The following is a 15,580-nucleotide window of genomic DNA, read 5'->3' as shown; positions in this document are numbered from 1 at the left end:
CTGCGGCGATATCCACTATCGCCGCAGTGCGTTGCTGGCCTGGCCTGGCCTCAGGCCGGCTGGCAACCCATCACAGCCTTGGTTTCGAGAAACTCCTCAATCCCCGCAGCGCCCCATTCGCGGCCGCTGCCGGATTGCTTGTAACCGCCGAAGGGCGCGGTCAGATCGAGGCTGGCGCCGTTCAGGTGGACCATGCCAGTGCGCAGCCGCTTGGCCACCTTGCACGCGCTAGCAACGCTGGCGCCATACACGTAGCCGGAGAGGCCATACACCGTATCGTTGGCCATCGCGATGGCTTCGTCGATACTCTGGTAGGGAATGATGGTCAGCACCGGGCCGAAGATTTCTTCGCGGGCGATGGTCATCTGGTTGGTGGCGCGGCTAAACACCGTTGGCTTGACGAAGTAGCCGCAGCTGATGCCGTCGGGACGCCCGCACCCGCCGCCGATCAGCTTGGCGCCTTCGTCGATGCCCTGCGCGATCAACGCCTGTACCCGCTGGAACTGGCGTTCGTTGGCGATCGGGCCGATGCTGGTGGTCGGACTTTGCGGGTCGCCAACGACCAGCGTGGCCAGTGCCGTGGCGGCGATTTGTTCGACTTCGTCAATGCGCGCGGCGGGAACGAACATCCGCGACGGCGCGTTGCAGCTCTGCCCGGTGTTGCTCATCATGCTGACCACTCCATGGGTTACTGCGGCGTTTAGATCGGCATCGGCGAGAATGATGTTGGCCGACTTACCGCCGAGTTCCAGCGACACCACCTTGACGGTTTCGGCGGCGTTCTGGGCCACCGAGGCGCCGGCGCGGGTTGAGCCGGTCAGCGAAACCATGTCTACCAGCGAATGAGACGACAGCAGTGGGCCGATCTTGGCGCCGTCGCCGTGGATCATGTTGAATACGCCGGCCGGGACGCCGGCTTCGTGCAGTATTTCGGCGAAGATCTGCGAGGAGAACGGCGCCAGTTCGCTCGGTTTCAACACCACAGTACAGCCGGTGAGCAGCGCCGGCGCGACCTTGCAGACGACCTGATTCATCGGCCAGTTCCAGGGCGTAATCAGCGCGCAAACGCCGACCGGCTCTTTCACCAGCAGCGTCGTGCCCTGGGGCTTCTCGAAAGGAAAGTCCTTGGCCAGCGCCAGCGTGGTTTGCAGATGCCACAAGCCGATGGGGGCTTGCACCGGCTTGGCCAGGGTGTGCAAGGGCGCGCCCATTTCCTCGCTGATGGCGGCGGCCATCTCATCCATGCGCCGCTCGTAAATGCTGGTAATCCGGCTCAGCAGTTCGATGCGCGATTGCAAGGTGGTCTGCGAGTAGCTAGCGAAGGCCCGGTGGGCGGCGGTAATCGCCCGCTCAACGTCGGCGGCGCCGCCCATCAGGATGCTGCCGGCGACTTGTTCAGTGGCCGGGTTGATGACGTCGAAGGTGACCGCGCCCGCAGCCGGAGCCACCCACTGACCGTCAATGTAGAAGTTGTGATGAGTACGCATAATTGCTCCCTAACTAATCGTTTGAGTGTGCGCCGCTTAGGGCTGTGGCTGGCTTGCCGCCGCCAGTGCCGCCTTGTCTTTGTCGGCCCCCGTGGGGTCGATACAGATAATCGACGGGCGCATGTCTTCGATGGCGTAGGCCGGCAAGTTCGATGAGCTGGAACAGACGCGGCCGTCTTCGGTGAAGGCAAAATCGCGCAGCACCGTCACCCGTGTTGGACTGGCGTAGCTCTGGAAAGTTTTGCTCGCCGGGGTGAAGCGCAAGATCCGGTCCGAGTTATTCGCCGCCATCCAGATGTCGCCGGTTTTGCGGTCGACGTTCAGGGCATAGGGCGTTTCGTACTCACCCTCGGCCACGGCTGGAATCTTGTAGGTTTCAAAGGCCTTGGTCGCGGGGTCGAAGCGCATCAGCGCGTTTTCATCGAAGGCCGGAATCCAGAAGATGCCTTGGGCATCGAAGCGCGGCCGCCGTGGGCCCTTGAGCGGCGTGTCGTACTCGGTGATTTCCAGGGTGTTGGCGTCGATACGGCCGATCTTGCTGGCGTAGAGTTTGGCATACCAGATGCTGCCATCCAGCGGATTGACGTCGATGCCATAGGGGAAGGCCATGATCTTTTCGCCGAAGAAGCGGTGATGCGACAGGTTGATCATCAAGGCTTCATCTGGAACCCAGGACGACAAACGCAGCAGTGTCGGGAACAGGGTGTCGCTTATCCAGCGTAGGACGCCGTTGTGCGGTAAGCCGATGACGGTCATGGTTTCCGTTTTTGGATCGAAACGGCCCATCTGGTTCGAGGCGACAATGGTGAACCACACCACGTCGTTCTTATCGACGCGCAGTGTGTGGGGGTACAAGGCATCGTGGCCGACCGGATAGCTCTTGAAGGCCTTCGTCAGTGGATCGAACGACATCAAGGTGCTGGACAGTGAGTTGGTGAACCAAATCCGCCCGTCGCTGGTTTCGCCCATGCTGTGCGGGCCGTGCTTGCCGGTAAACACGCCAATGGGTAAGGCCATGCCAGAAAATTTGCCACCGCGCGGCAGGTCGACGTCGGGCAGATGATTCTGCTCGATCTTGCCGGTCTTGCGGTCCAGCACCCAAAGAATGTCGTGGCCCTCATCGGTGCCGTAGACCTTCTGATCACGCATCACGTCAGCATCGTGAATAAAGGACATGGCATCACCAATCAGCCATTCCTCCACCTTGGCCCGTGCCAGTTCGGCGCTGGCGCCGTAATTGTGCAGGGCCTGTACGGGTTTGCCGTCAAAACCGCGACTCAGCACATCAGCAAAATTCTCTTTTTGCGCGGCCGACGGCATGGCCAGAATGCCTTCCATCTTGGTGATGGTCTCGATCCACTGGTCATGACTGCGCGGTACGCGCGTGGTCGAATTGCCCATCTGGTGACAGTAGTTGCACTGACTGACGAAGGGCGCGCGGTCTTTGATTTCTTTCCAGGGCAGTTTGGCGTTGTGCGCCGAGGCTGCCAGTGCATCGGAGGCGGCCATGGCGTTAGCAAAAGGCATGAGCGGTAGATCGACGTGGGCCAACTCATCGAGCTCCACAGTCTGGGTGATGCGATTGTCTGCGTAGTTTGCCTGCCGCACGCGGATGTCCAGCGCACCGGCATACCCGGTGCGGATGCTGTACTGACCCTGGGCATCGGTATAGACCGTCTCGCGCTTTTGCTTGGTCGCATCAAACACCGTGACCATGGCGCCAAAGGCGGGCTTGCCGTCGGGCAGGTGAACCGTGCCGGTAAAGGATGCCGCGTGAGCGCTGCCGACCAGGCCAAAAAGGCCGGCGAGGGCCAGGCAAATCCGCAGCGTGGAATGGATAAAGTGATTTGGGTTCATGGTTGCGTTCCCTGATGGTGTTTTCAATTTGCTGTGCATGCTGGGCAAAGGTTCAAGCGCGTGCTTGAAACCACTCCGGGAGCGGCTTGCTCAGGCGCAGCGAGCCAAGGATGGCGATGGACAGCAAGGACATCAGCGGTCCGCCAGTGAGCAGATTGAGCAGCAGCATGGCGCCGGCGATATCCAGCTTGAAATCACCCAAACCGCCACCCAGCCATAGCATCAGGATCAACACCAGACCGCTGAGTTGATTGAGCAACATGACCCATTCAAACAGTTTGAAAGCGCGCCCGCGCCACAGCAGCACGGCCTGCAGAAACAAGCAGACGGCGGGAACGAAATAGCCACTGGCACTCATACCTAGAATGGCCATAAAAATGCTGCAAGCGAGTAGCAAGGCTGCGAACAGCGCTGCCTGGGTCGGACGGATCGCGGATTTCATCGTGAGCCCCTAAGATTGATCAGGAGCATTCACTTTAATGATTCGGCTAGGCGGAAAGTTGACTTTGCGCGCCAATCTCACCAGGGTGTATCCATGACAATCAACTCTTTTTGCGGTTCGCGATGAGCGCCTGGGTCCGTAGCGGCGCCTTGGTTGGCGCCCCACAATTGATTGCCGAGCTCGGCGCTGATGCAAGCGCGCTGGCTCAAGCCGCCGGTATCGACGCCGCGGCCTTTAGTGATCCCGAGTTCCCGGTGCCCACCGCTGCGGTAGTCCGCTTTCTTGAGTCGGCAGCGGCGCATTGCGGCTGTGATAATTTCGGCCTGCGCTTGGCGCAGCGGCAAGACATGTCCTTGCTGGGACCACTCTGGTCCTTGGTGCAAAGCTCAACCACTGTGGGTGAAATGCTCGAGGATCTCGCCCGAGTGTTTTTCTTGCATACCACTGGTGTGTTGCTCTCGCTGGAATCCTCCAAAGGCGGCTTGCTGATGAATTATGAGCTGGCGGCTGGAGCGGGCGCCGCAGACCGGCATACCACGGAGCTGGGCATCGCCATCCTGGTGAACGAGTTATGCAAAAGCACTTCGAACTGGAAGCCCCCGCAGGTTTTTTTTCGGCACGGTCCGCCGCAGGATCTGCGCTTGCATCGGCAAGTTTTCGGCAATCACATCACCTTTAGTGCCGATCGCAATGCGCTGTTTATTGATGGCGCAATGCTCGCGGCGGCCTATGGTTCGGGTGACAGCGCGACCCATCGGATGCTCGCCTCACGGTTCACGGCCCAATGCAAACAACTGCCAGAGTTGTTCAGAAGCAAAACCGAGTCCGCGATTCGTTCGCTGATGTCCGTCGCAACTTGCGACGTGGTGTGTGTGGCGAAAGTCTTGAACCTGTCGACGCGTAGCCTGCAGCGCTATCTGATCAAGGAAAACACCAGCTTTAGCGCGCTCCTGGATGCGGTGCGCGCGGACCTGGCGTTGAAATATTTACGCCAGTCCGAACTGCCCATCGCGGCTATTGCCGAGCTGCTCGGCTTTTGCGAAACCAGCGCACTGACGCGGGCTTGTCGGCGCTGGTACGGACAGAGTCCACGGGGCTTGCGACTGAGTTGATACGGGCACTGTGCAAGCGGGTAATTCAGCCCTAGTACTTGGCCATAAACTCGGGCAAGTGACCGAGAAAAGGCCGCACCAACTTCCACGGGAAGGCTGGCACCACACCTGACTTCACCCGCTTCTCGATCAGCCGCGCCATCTCGCGGGCGGCCTGCGCGGCCGGAATCGCGAAGGGTAATTTGCCGATGTCCACCCCCTCGACTATGTCGGTGGCGATATAGCCGGGCAGGATATTGCTGACCAGAATGCCTTTGCGCTTTAGCTCGATACGCGCCGCATCAAGGTACATCTTGAAACCGGCCTTGCTGGCGCAATAGGCCGCCTGACGGGGAATCGGCTGCAGTGCGGCCAGCGATGAGATGCCGACTATGTGGCCCTTGCCGCGCTCCAGAAAGTGGGCCGTGGCCGCATTGATGGTGGCGATGGCGCCGGATAGATTGGTCTGAATCAGGTCCAGCTCCTGAGCCAGATCGCCCCGACCGATGCCCGTCATGTCATTGGCGCCGGCATTGACCACCATGATGTCGACGCCGCCTAGGCGCGTGAACAGCTCCTGTAAGGTCGGCCCGATACTGTCTATTTGACAGACATCCAACGTGGCCAGTTCGATCCGCAGCTGCTTGCCAAAGCTGACATGCAGCTCGTCGCGCAACTGTTCCAGCAGCGGCAGGCGGCGGGCGGCGAGGCCCAGGGCATGGCCGCGGCGGGCCATTTCCAAAGCCAGTTCACGGCCGATACCAGATGAAGCGCCGGTGATAACCACGGTGGAAGCTGCATCGTTGCTCATGGGTTGCATCCGCTGATGTGAGTTGGATTTTCGCTGTTCGGTATGCAGTCGATCGGCACTCAGCCAATCGCCTCGGCCGAATGCAGTTGCGCACGCAGGGCGAACTTTTGAATTTTGCCGGTGGAGGTTTTCGGCAGCTCGCCGAACACCACGCGCTTGGGCACCTTGAAGCGCGCCAGCAGCATGCGGCAATGCTCGATCAACGCTTGCTCACTCACCTGTCCGCCCTCCTTCAGTTCGACAAAGGCACAGGGCACTTCGCCCCAGGTGGCGTCGGGTTGCGCCACCACGGCGGCGAGCAGCACGGCCGGGTGGCGATAGAGCGCCTCCTCAACTTCCAGCGAGGAGATATTTTCACCACCGGAAATGATCACGTCCTTGGAGCGATCCTTGATCTTCACGTAACCATCGGGCTGCATCACTGCCAGATCACCGGTGCGAAACCAGCCGCCGCTGAAGGCTTCCGCTGTGGCGGTCGGGTTCTTCAAGTAGCCCTTCATCACGATATTGCCGCGAAACATCACCTCGCCCATGGTCTCGCCATCCCAGGGCACCGGCTGCAGGGTTAGCGGGTCGAGCACGCTGATCGCCTCCTGCAGGTGATAAGCCACGCCCTGGCGGCCGTTGCGCTCGGCCCGCTCGCCAATCGGCAGCTGCTGCCAGGCCTCGTGCTTGGCGCACACCGAGGCCGGGCCGTAGGTTTCGGTCAGACCATAGACATGGGTCAGGTTAAAGCCAATCCGCTCCATGCCCTCGATCACCGCAGCCGGCGGCGCCGCGCCGGCGATCAGGCAATGCACCTGATGGTTGATGCCGGCCCGCAGCGCCTCGGGGGCGTTGATCAGCAGGTTGTGAACGATCGGTGCGCCGCAGTAATGACTGACCTGATGCGTGCGGATCAGCTCGAACACCGCCGCCGCATCGATGCGCCGCAGGCAGATATTGGTGCCAGCATTCGCCGCCAGGGTCCAGGGGAAGCACCAGCCGTTGCAATGAAACATCGGCAAGGTCCATAGATAGGTGGCGTGCGCCGGCATGTTCCACGAGAGCAAATTGCTGGTGGCATTCAGGTAAGCGCCGCGGTGGTGATAGACCACTCCCTTGGGATTACCGGTGGTGCCCGAGGTGTAGTTGAGCGAGATGGCGTCCCATTCATCGGGCGGCAGTTGCCAGGCGAACTGCGGATCACCTGCGGCGAGAAAGGCCTCGTATTCGATCTCACCTAGCAGCTTGCCGCCGCTGTAGCTGGAGTCGTCGACATCCACCACCAGCGGCCGCGCACCGGACAGCATATTCAGCGCTTGCTCCACCAACGGGGCAAACTCGCGGTCGGTGAGCAGCACCTTGGCCTCGCCGTGCTGCAGCATAAAGGCGATGGCCTCGGCGTCCAGGCGGGTATTCAGGGTGTTCAGTACCGCGCCCGCCATGGGCACGCCAAAGTGCGCCTCATACATGGCCGGCACGTTGGGCAACAACACCGCGACGGTATCGCCGCGCTGCACGCCATGCTGACACAAGGCCGAAGCCAGGCGTCGGCAGCGCGCATAGGTGTTGGCCCAAGAATGTTCAATCGCACCGTAGATCACCGCCGTGCGCGCAGGGTAGACATGGGCCGCGCGGGCCAGGAAGGACAGCGGCGACAAGGCCGTGAAATTGGCCTGGCACTGGTCCAGGCCGGTCGAATAGAGGGTGGCGTTGGTCATGGGGGGCTCCGAGTGGGCGAGCATGAGTGTTTAACGGCGGCGGGTGGCGCGCAGCCAACCGAAGGCCAGCAGAATGACCAGGCTGGCGAAGCCAAATAGCAGGCGCACATCCGGGGTGATGGCCGCGCCGTCGGTGGGCACCAGGTCGACATGCAGCGCGGCGAACTTGTACGGCATCATCTTGGTCAGGTACTCGGGGTTGCTCACCAGCTCAAAAAAAGCCTGGCGGCTGGGGTAACGCACCACCAGCAGGCGGCTCCAGTTGTCTGCGTCCGCAGCATGGCCGATCAGGTTGGTGCTTGGTGTCGGCCCCTGGCGCACACCCTGCACATTGCTGGCCACCGGCATCTGCACACCGGCCACCAGGGCAATGCCCATGGTCATCTGTTCATAGAGACTATTAGTTTCTTCCGGGGTGGCGCCCTTGACCTGGGTACCCGGCAAGGGCTGCAACTGCTGGTGGTAACGCATCAGATTGAACATATACAGCGGCTTGCCATCGTCGGCAGCGCCCCAGGCCCGCAGGTCGGCGATAAACTCGGCCTTGTCGGCGGCCGGCAGCGGCGCCAGCTGGTCGATGCGCTGCACGTAGGTATCGATCTCGGCCTGGCTCAGCACATGGCCCGGCGCCTGCCAATAACAAACCGCCAAAAACAGGCCGAGCAAAATGGCGCCCAGGGTAAATTCGGCTTTATAGAATTTCATGGTGAGGGTTCCTGATTAAGCCAAGGCAGCGAGAATGAGTGGGGTAACTTGCTCTGGCGCGTCCAGCTGCAGCCAGTGGTTGGCGCCATTGACCCGCAGGTAGCGAAAGCCGGCGTCGCAATAATCTGCACTGGCGAGCATCTGCCGCTCGGTCAGAAAGCGGTCGCCATCGCTGAAGATGCCGGTCACCGGCACGCTGACGCGCGGGTAGCTGCGCGGCAAAATCAGCTGCAAGTTGGCCCGGTAATAGTTAATGCCGGCCATCAGCCGACCGGGGCGCGACAACACCCGCCGCCAATGCGACAGCTCTTGCGGGAAACCGGTGAACAGACCAAAGACCTTCCAGTTACCCAGGCGCAGCAACCATTCGGCGAAGCCGCGCAACTGAAACAACACCACGTAGTAACCCTTGAGTTTTTGCACCAGGCCGCCGCGGCCATAGGCACTCGGATGGCCGACCGACAGGGCGATATAACGCATGATGCGCTGCGGATGAGCCATCACCAACTGCCAGCCAATCACCGCGCCCCAGTCGTGGGCCACCAGCTTGACCTTGTCCAGCCCCAGCACATCCAGCAGGGCCACCAGGTCGGCGATCAGCTGCTTGATCTGGTAATCGGCCACCCGCGTCAGCAGCTGACTGTCGCCACAACCACGGGTGTCCGGGGCGATCACCCGGTAACCGGCCGCGACCAGCGCCGGGATCTGCTCGCGCCACACCGCGTGGGTGTCCGGGAAGCCATGCAACAGCAGCACCGGCTCGCCTGCGCCGACGTCGATCACGTTCAGTTCGACGCCATTTACCCGCAGCAATTTATGCGGGAAGTTCATCTCAGCGCCCTCTCTCATACCGGCACCGGCTGGGCAGCCAGACGCCGCGGATCGATCAGAATCTTGGCGTGCAGCTCCGGATCCTTGAGCGCCTCGAAGGCATTGGCCACGCCATCCAGACCGACGATACCGGTCAGCATCGGCGCGCAATTGACCTTGCCCTCGGCGATCAGGTGCAGGGTGTCGCGGTACTCCAGCGGCGAGTGGCCGAACACGAAGCGCAAATCGATCTCCTTGTGGGTGGCCAGCGCCGGCTCGTAACGGTCGACCTGCATGCACACCCCGGCCACCACCACCCGTGACAGCAACGGCGCGCCGTCGATGATCTGCTGAACGATACCGGGCACCCCAACGCACTCGAAAATCACCGGCCGCTTGGGCGCGCCGGCGCCGAGTTTCTCGGCCAGGCGCCAGGCCAGATGCCAGGGAATCGGCAGCTTGCCGAGCTTCTCGCGAGTGCCGACCGACAGTTCCAGCAACGCCGGCAAATCACGGACAAAGCCCTCGTTAGGGCGCTCGGCGAACGGCGAGCCCTGCTTGGGGTCGATGACGATATCGGCGCCGCAACGCTGGGCCAGGGCGCGCCGGCCGGCGGAGAAATCGCTGGCCACTACGGTGCCGACGCCTTGCGCCTTGAGCAGGCAGATCACCGCCAGGCCGACCGGGCCGCAGCCGACCACTATGGCCACATCCTTGCGGGCGATTTCGCTGCGGCGTACCGCGTGCCAGGCCACGGCCATCGGCTCGGTGAGCGCCGCCATGTCGGCGGACAGGCCGTTGGGCACCGGCACCAGCGCCGACTCCTGCAACAGCATGCGTTCGGCGTAACCGCCGGTGGCAATCGGCGACAGCCCGGCCAGGTGGATATCGCCGCCGATGCGCAGCACCGGCTGGGCCACCACCCGGGTGCCGGGCTTGAGTTTCTGCTCGCAGCCGGGGCCGTATTCGAGCACTTCGCAGCACAGCTCATGACCAAATACGAAGGGCTGACTGCTGGACGGCAGCTGCTTGCCAAAGCCGACTTTCTCCAGCAGCGCCTTCATCGGATCGCACTGATGGCGCATGTGCAGATCGGAGCCGCAAATGCCGCAACGCAGCACCTCGACCAACACCTGCCCCCGGCCGGGAACCGGCTCGGGCAACTCAACCAGACTGAGCTCAGCGTTCTGACAGACAACAGCCTTCATGGCGGCATTCCTCTACAGTGAGACGCAAAGAGCCGGCTAGCCCTATGCAGAAAGTGTCGAAAGTTTGCCGCCCGCAATCGCCAGAAACTTTATATTTCACGCCATTCGTGTTCGGCGCCAGCGACCACTCGGCGCCCCTCTCCGCGCTTCGCTAACGGTCGAGCGCGGCTCCGGCTGCACAGGCGCAAAGCCGCGAATAACTAAGGCTGCGCGGCGAATGAGGGCGCCGACCTAAGCCCTCAAACATATAGCTAGGACGGCCGTATAAACCATGAATTGCCGGCGCACGCCCTCGCCCGGCGGTCTGGCCATAAGCCACATTTCAGGCTTGAATACCGCCTCAGGAGTTCTTGCTGGGTCGAAACACGCCATTGATGAGCCTCATCAGGGGAGCGTCTTCGGCTAAGGATCGGAGCACCTCCCAACTAGCCGGCTTAACGCCACAAGGAACTGACGATGAAGGTGTTGCGCACGCCCGATGAATGCTTTGCCAAGCTGCCCGATTACCCATTTGCCCCGCACTACCATGAAGTCGGGGCGGGGCTGCGCCTGCATTACGTCGATGCAGGCCCGCGCGACGGTAAACCGGTATTGATGCTGCACGGTGAGCCGAGCTGGTCGTTTCTTTACCGGTTTATGATTCCACCGGTGGCCGCTGCCGGGCTGCGTGTGTTGGCACCCGATTTGATCGGCTTTGGCAAATCCGACAAGCCGGCAGCACGCAGCGATTACAGCTTTTCCTGGCAGGTGGCGTGGCTGCGCGAGTGGATCGAAGCACTCGACCTGCAGGACATCACCCTGGTCTGCCAGGATTGGGGTTCGTTGATCGGCTTGCGCCTGGCCGCAGAAAGCCCCGAACGCTTTGCCCGCATCTTGCTGTCCAACGGCGGCCTGCCCACGGGCGAGACAAAAATGTCGCTGGTCTGGCGGGTCTGGGAAAAGTTTGCCCGCTTGAGCCCCTGGTTTCCCATCGGCCGCATTCTGCAGAGTGGCATCAAACGCACACTGTCCCCAGCCGAAGTGGCGGCCTACGACGCACCTTTTCCAGAGGAGCGCTACAAAGCCGCCGCGCGCATCTATCCCTCACTGGTGCCGGTACGCTATGACGACCCGGAGGCGGCCAAGTCGCGCAAGGCCTGGGACGTCTATCGAGAATGGCAAAAGCCGTTTATCACCTGTTTTAGCGATGGCGACCCGATCACCCGCGGTGGCGACCAGCGTTTTATTCGCGAGGTGCCAGGCACACAAGGGCAGACCCACCCAACCCTGCACGGCGGACACTTCATTCAAGAGGACGATCCGTTACGCTTTGCCGAATTGGTGATTGCCGCCTGTAATCGTCGTCCGTAGCCGACAAAGACGCCGAGCATTCGGCGCCCCAGCAGCGCCCTCGCAGCGCTGCGGATCGGGGGCTCGGCGCACAGAGGCCGCAACAGCACAGCGGCGCTCTCAGACCATTAGCGCTTCAACAGCAACGGCCCTTTGTAGGCGTCCATGATGGTCGAGGCGGCGAAGCCCTGGCTGACGATCTGCCCCAGGGCATTCATGGCCTGGGTGATATGGGCGAAATATTTCTTATAACTGGGGCACAGGTAGTTCAGCCCCGCTTCGCCATCGGGGGTGCGGGTGAAGCGGTTTTTCGGGCACTCGCCATGGCAGGCGAAGAGATAGGGGCAGCGCTGGCAATAGGCTGGCAGCGTGGTCTCCTTGGCCGTGCCAAAGGCCTGCTGCGCCGCACTGGCGGCCAAGGTTTGCAGGTCATCCTCGACGATATTGCCCAGGCGATAGTCGGGGTACATAAAGTGATCGCACGAATACACCTCGCCGCTGTGCTCGACTATCAGCGCCTTGCCACAGCGCGGCGAAAACAGGCAAACGCTGGCCGGCAGTTGCAACCAGGCCGCCAAGGCCCATTCGAAATTCATCACATGCACGCTGCCGACATCATTGCGCACCCACTCATCGAACACCGCGATCAGAAAGTCCCCATAGGCCTCGCGCTCGACACTTTGCGGGCTAACGGCGGCCGCGCTGGGCGGCAGTTCGGCGAGCGCTGAAGGCGGCCCAAGCGACAAGCCCGGTGGCTGGGCGAAATGCAGTTGCAGCACCTGTTCGGCCGGAGTCGGCAGGCGTTCGACCACCGGATTGAACTGGATAAACCGCACCCCCGCGGCTTTGAGGAAGCGGTAGATTTCCAGACCATGGGCCGTGCTCTGCCGACTCACGGTGACCAGCACATTGAACTGCACCCGATGCTGGCGCAGCAGCTGCAGCCCGCCCATGACCGAGTCAAAACTGGAGCGACCCTGTTTGTCGGGGCGGTGCAAATCGTGAATGGCCTGCGGGCCATCGATGCTGATGCCGACGGTGAAGTCTTCGGCGGCCAGAAACTGGCACCACTGCTCGTCCAGCAGAGTACCGTTGGTTTGCAGGCTGTTGCGGATGGTTTTGCTGCCTGCATATTCGCGCTGGTAACCCACCGCGCGCTGGAAGAACTCGACCCCCAACAGGGTCGGCTCGCCGCCCTGCCAGGTGAACTCGACCTCAGGCGTGGATTGCGCCGCGATATAGCCTTGCACGTAGGCGCGCAAGACCTCATCGCTCATGCGAAATTTTTCCCGCGGCGGGTACATATCCTCCTTTTCAAGGTAGAAGCAGTAATCGCAATCCAGATTACAAATCGGCCCAACGGGCTTGGCCATCAGGTGCAGACCTTGTTGCTCAGCCGGACTGTCGCTCATCTTCGTAGCTCCTGTGTCTCAGGCCAAAAGGGCGGCGTGGTCACCCCACGCCGCCCCTTGGCTCACTGCGTTTTCACACGCGCCGAGTTATGGCATGTACTGAATATGCACATCATTGATCACGCCGTTAAAGGCGAACGGAGCCTGGTCGAAGTAGTCGAGCGACACCGGTGCGCCCCGGTCGAGCCCGACATCCAGGGTCTCGGTGGCACTGAAAGCAATAGGCGCGGTGAAGGGCACGGTGTTCTCGGCAACCTGCACGCCATTGACCGACAAGCTGACATCGGCAGCAGCACCCCTGAAGCGCGACGACATGTTCAGCTCGACGGCAATTTGCGCACGACCGGCCGGCAGCGGTTCCGACGCCTGCAGCTTGGTGCGCACCAGACCAAAGCCGTTGTACTCATAGGTCAGCCGTCCATCTTGCAGGTACAGGCTGAGACCGCCGCCGATACCACCCAGGGCAAACAGCACGCCATTGGCATTGGCCGGCAGCTCGGCATCCACGCTGACCCGGTTGTTGTGCGACTTGATATTCGGCGCGGCGAATTCCGGGATGCGCGAAGCACTGCCGGGCAGGTGCCATTGCGCCTGGTCGTCATAGTGGCGCGGACGCACCAGCATGTCGAAGCTGACGCCAATCGGGTAGACATGATTGGCCTTGGCATCCTGAGCAAATTTGTCTTTCAGCTCTGCGAGTTTTTCCGGGTGGGCCGCGGCAACATCCTCGGCTTGGCCAAAGTCGTTATTGAGGTCATACAGTGCCCACTGGTCGTCTTCCGGCTTCCATTTCAGCCAACCGAAATAGTCGCCGATCAAGTTCTGGTTCAACACTATGGCCAGCTTGCCGGCGAAAGACACCAGCCCGGTCTGGTCCGCCACCCAGGGTTTGCGCGGGCCGAGCACCGCCGCGACCCAACCGTCAGCGTATTCGGCGCGACTGCCCATGACCTCGAAGTACTGCTGCTTTTTGCGGTTTTCCGCCGCGGCATTATCGAAGCTGTAGGCCAGGCTGATGCCATCTATGGGCAGCTGGGGCTGCCCATTCAACTCGGCAGGCGGGGTAATCCCAAGAATGTCGTAGATGGTTGGCGCGATGTCGTTGACGTGGTGAAACTGCCCGCGCACCGTCGCATCCGGCTTGATCTGGTTGGGCCAGGACACCGCCAGCGGCGTGCGTGTGCCACCAAAATAACCGGCCACCAACTTGGTGCCGACGAAGGGGCTCATACCCGCCCAGGCCCAGGCGGCATTGTAATGGGGTTCGACTTTCGGCCCGCCCAAAGCGGCCAGCCCACCGATTTTATCCAGGGCCGCCATTTGCTGCTGGGGCGTGGTCTGGATGCCGTTCAAGCCCACCAGGGAACTGATGGAACCCTGCATGCCTTCCGCCGAGGCACCGTTGTCGGAGAGCACGTAAAAAATCAGGGTGTTGTCACGCACACCGAGGCGCTCCAGCTCATCGACAATCTTGCCGGCCTGGGTGTCGGTGTGTTCGAGAAAGCCGGCATAGACTTCCATCAGCCGCGCCTGAAACTTCTGCTCTTCAGCACTCAGGCTGTCCCAGGCTGGCAGCTCGGCAGGTCGCGGCGAGAGCTTGGTGTCCGCCGGGATCCAGCCCAGCGCCTTCTGGCGCTCGAAGGCCCGCTGACGGTAAGCATCCCAACCGCTGTCAAACTTGCCTTTATATTTGTCCGTCCACTCTTGGAATACTTGATGCGGCGCATGCACGGCGCCCGGCGTCCAGTAGACGAAAAAAGGCTTGTCCGGCTGGGTCGCCTGATGCTGATCGATCCACTCAATGGCTTTTTGCGCGATGTCTTCAGTGAAGTGATATTTCGGATCGTGGGGCGACTCGATTAGCGTGGTGTCGTTCACTAGCAGGGGGCTGTACTGATCGGACTCGCCGCCCATAAAGCCGTAGAAATGATCGAAGCCATAACTGGTCGGCCAGTGATTGAACGGGCCCTTGGCTACAACTTCATGGGCCGGAGTGTTGTGCCATTTGCCGAAGGCCGCACTGCTGTAGTTATGCTCGTGCAGCACCTGCGGCAGGGTGGCCGCCGTCGGCGGAATGATCCCGGTATAACCGGCGTCATCGGTCGCCGCTTCAGTGACGGTGCCATTGCCAACCCGGTGATGATTGCGCCCGGTCAGCAGCGCAGCCCGGGTCGCCGAACTGATCGCCGTGGCGTGAAAGGCGTTGTACTTGATCCCGCTTTGCGAAATGCGGCTCAGGGTCGGGGTGTGAATCTCGCCTCCTACTGTGTCGGCCTGAGCAAAGCCGGCATCATCGAGCATGATAATCAGGATATTCGGCGCCGCAGGTGGGCTGGCCTTGCCATCCGTCGCGGTCGGGGTGCTCGCTGCGGCTGGGGTTGGCAAGAGCGCGGCTTGTTCGGCGCCGGCCAAGGAGCTGGCCAGGCCACCGAACGCCAACACACCCAGCGACAAGGATGAACGCAGCGGTTTAAAGGAACGCGATTGTTTCATGCAAGACTCCGGTTTGATCCGTTGATAACCCCATACACGGCCTGTACAGCGACTCGCTCAGCCACTCGTCAAAACAGTAGTTCAATGCGTCGCGAACTGTGGGTCACGACAACCGCCGTCACCACGGCATTGCTCTACAGTGAGAGGCAAAGAAGCGGGAAATTTTCAGCCACAAGGAACGGAAGTCTGCCCACTGCCCGCGTAATAAACTTTATATTTCACGCCAATCGTC

General features: G+C 61.5%; 12 protein-coding genes. 2 read left to right on the top strand and 10 right to left on the bottom strand.

What is annotated here, in order from left to right; translation table 11 throughout:
- Positions 1–50 precede the first annotated feature (50 nt).
- The 3 genes from Q8R10_RS08650 to Q8R10_RS08640 are packed head-to-tail and all read right to left on the bottom strand — an operon-like array spanning position 51 to position 3,717.
- The gene (locus tag Q8R10_RS08650; protein WP_305652883.1) at positions 51–1,487 is read right to left on the bottom strand and encodes an aldehyde dehydrogenase family protein; all 1,437 of its coding nucleotides are present in this window, start codon (positions 1,485–1,487) and stop codon (positions 51–53) included.
- A 36-nt stretch (positions 1,488–1,523) separates the two neighbouring features.
- Entirely contained in the window at positions 1,524–3,344 is a 1,821-nt protein-coding gene (locus tag Q8R10_RS08645) for a carboxypeptidase regulatory-like domain-containing protein (RefSeq protein WP_305652881.1), read from the bottom strand.
- 52 nt (positions 3,345–3,396) lie between these two features.
- Positions 3,397–3,717, bottom strand: a complete 321-nt coding sequence (locus Q8R10_RS08640) for a hypothetical protein (protein ID WP_305652880.1) — start codon at positions 3,715–3,717, stop codon at positions 3,397–3,399.
- 191 nt (positions 3,718–3,908) lie between these two features.
- Here Q8R10_RS08640 and Q8R10_RS08635 point away from each other — a divergent pair, with 191 nt between their 5' ends.
- Positions 3,909–4,898, top strand: a complete 990-nt coding sequence (locus Q8R10_RS08635; RefSeq protein WP_305652878.1) for an AraC family transcriptional regulator — start codon at positions 3,909–3,911, stop codon at positions 4,896–4,898.
- A gap of 31 nt (positions 4,899–4,929) precedes the next feature.
- Here the strand turns inward: Q8R10_RS08635 and Q8R10_RS08630 are convergent, their stop codons facing one another.
- Genes Q8R10_RS08630 through Q8R10_RS08610 form a run of 5 tightly spaced genes read right to left on the bottom strand, consistent with a single transcriptional unit; the run spans position 4,930 to position 10,114 of the window.
- The gene (locus Q8R10_RS08630; RefSeq protein WP_305652876.1) at positions 4,930–5,688 is read right to left on the bottom strand and encodes an SDR family oxidoreductase; all 759 of its coding nucleotides are present in this window, start codon (positions 5,686–5,688) and stop codon (positions 4,930–4,932) included.
- A 59-nt stretch (positions 5,689–5,747) separates the two neighbouring features.
- Positions 5,748–7,391: an acyl-CoA synthetase gene (locus tag Q8R10_RS08625; protein ID WP_305652874.1), complete on the bottom strand. Its 1,644-nt coding sequence runs from the start codon at positions 7,389–7,391 to the stop codon at positions 5,748–5,750.
- A gap of 30 nt (positions 7,392–7,421) precedes the next feature.
- Positions 7,422–8,096: a hypothetical protein gene (locus tag Q8R10_RS08620; RefSeq protein WP_305652873.1), complete on the bottom strand. Its 675-nt coding sequence runs from the start codon at positions 8,094–8,096 to the stop codon at positions 7,422–7,424.
- Positions 8,097–8,111: 15 nt separating this feature from the next.
- The gene (locus Q8R10_RS08615; RefSeq protein ID WP_305652872.1) at positions 8,112–8,945 is read right to left on the bottom strand and encodes an alpha/beta fold hydrolase; all 834 of its coding nucleotides are present in this window, start codon (positions 8,943–8,945) and stop codon (positions 8,112–8,114) included.
- Entirely contained in the window at positions 8,942–10,114 is a 1,173-nt protein-coding gene (locus tag Q8R10_RS08610) for a zinc-binding dehydrogenase (RefSeq protein WP_305652871.1), read from the bottom strand. The genes Q8R10_RS08615 and Q8R10_RS08610 overlap by 4 nt, the downstream gene beginning before the upstream one ends.
- A 456-nt stretch (positions 10,115–10,570) precedes the next feature.
- Between Q8R10_RS08610 and Q8R10_RS08605 the strand changes: the two genes are divergently transcribed.
- A complete protein-coding gene (locus tag Q8R10_RS08605) occupies positions 10,571–11,464 on the top strand; it encodes a haloalkane dehalogenase (protein WP_305652869.1) in 894 nt (297 codons plus the stop codon).
- 107 nt (positions 11,465–11,571) lie between these two features.
- On the opposite strand, the gene Q8R10_RS08600 is transcribed toward Q8R10_RS08605, so the two are convergent.
- Positions 11,572–12,855: an anaerobic sulfatase maturase gene (locus tag Q8R10_RS08600; protein WP_305652867.1), complete on the bottom strand. Its 1,284-nt coding sequence runs from the start codon at positions 12,853–12,855 to the stop codon at positions 11,572–11,574.
- An 87-nt stretch (positions 12,856–12,942) separates the two neighbouring features.
- Entirely contained in the window at positions 12,943–15,348 is a 2,406-nt protein-coding gene (locus Q8R10_RS08595) for an arylsulfatase (protein ID WP_305652865.1), read from the bottom strand.
- Positions 15,349–15,580 lie beyond the last annotated feature (232 nt).

It is taken from the genome of Pseudomonas sp. (assembly GCF_030698175.1).
Taxonomy (GTDB): Bacteria; Pseudomonadota; Gammaproteobacteria; order Pseudomonadales; family Pseudomonadaceae; genus Aquipseudomonas.
Note: the sequence above shows the minus strand (reverse complement) of the source record. Positions and strands in the feature narration are given on the sequence as shown.

Coding starts and splice junctions, on each gene's coding strand:
- Q8R10_RS08650 (WP_305652883.1), bottom strand. CDS start 1,487: ATGCGTACTCATCACAACTTCTACATTGACGGTCAGTGGGTGGCTCCG.
- Q8R10_RS08645 (WP_305652881.1), bottom strand. CDS start 3,344: ATGAACCCAAATCACTTTATCCATTCCACGCTGCGGATTTGCCTGGCC.
- Q8R10_RS08640 (WP_305652880.1), bottom strand. CDS start 3,717: ATGGCCATTCTAGGTATGAGTGCCAGTGGCTATTTCGTTCCCGCCGTC.
- Q8R10_RS08635 (WP_305652878.1), top strand. CDS start 3,909: ATGAGCGCCTGGGTCCGTAGCGGCGCCTTGGTTGGCGCCCCACAATTG.
- Q8R10_RS08630 (WP_305652876.1), bottom strand. CDS start 5,688: ATGAGCAACGATGCAGCTTCCACCGTGGTTATCACCGGCGCTTCATCT.
- Q8R10_RS08625 (WP_305652874.1), bottom strand. CDS start 7,391: ATGACCAACGCCACCCTCTATTCGACCGGCCTGGACCAGTGCCAGGCC.
- Q8R10_RS08620 (WP_305652873.1), bottom strand. CDS start 8,096: ATGAAATTCTATAAAGCCGAATTTACCCTGGGCGCCATTTTGCTCGGC.
- Q8R10_RS08615 (WP_305652872.1), bottom strand. CDS start 8,945: ATGAGAGAGGGCGCTGAGATGAACTTCCCGCATAAATTGCTGCGGGTA.
- Q8R10_RS08610 (WP_305652871.1), bottom strand. CDS start 10,114: ATGAAGGCTGTTGTCTGTCAGAACGCTGAGCTCAGTCTGGTTGAGTTG.
- Q8R10_RS08605 (WP_305652869.1), top strand. CDS start 10,571: ATGAAGGTGTTGCGCACGCCCGATGAATGCTTTGCCAAGCTGCCCGAT.
- Q8R10_RS08600 (WP_305652867.1), bottom strand. CDS start 12,855: ATGAGCGACAGTCCGGCTGAGCAACAAGGTCTGCACCTGATGGCCAAG.
- Q8R10_RS08595 (WP_305652865.1), bottom strand. CDS start 15,348: ATGAAACAATCGCGTTCCTTTAAACCGCTGCGTTCATCCTTGTCGCTG.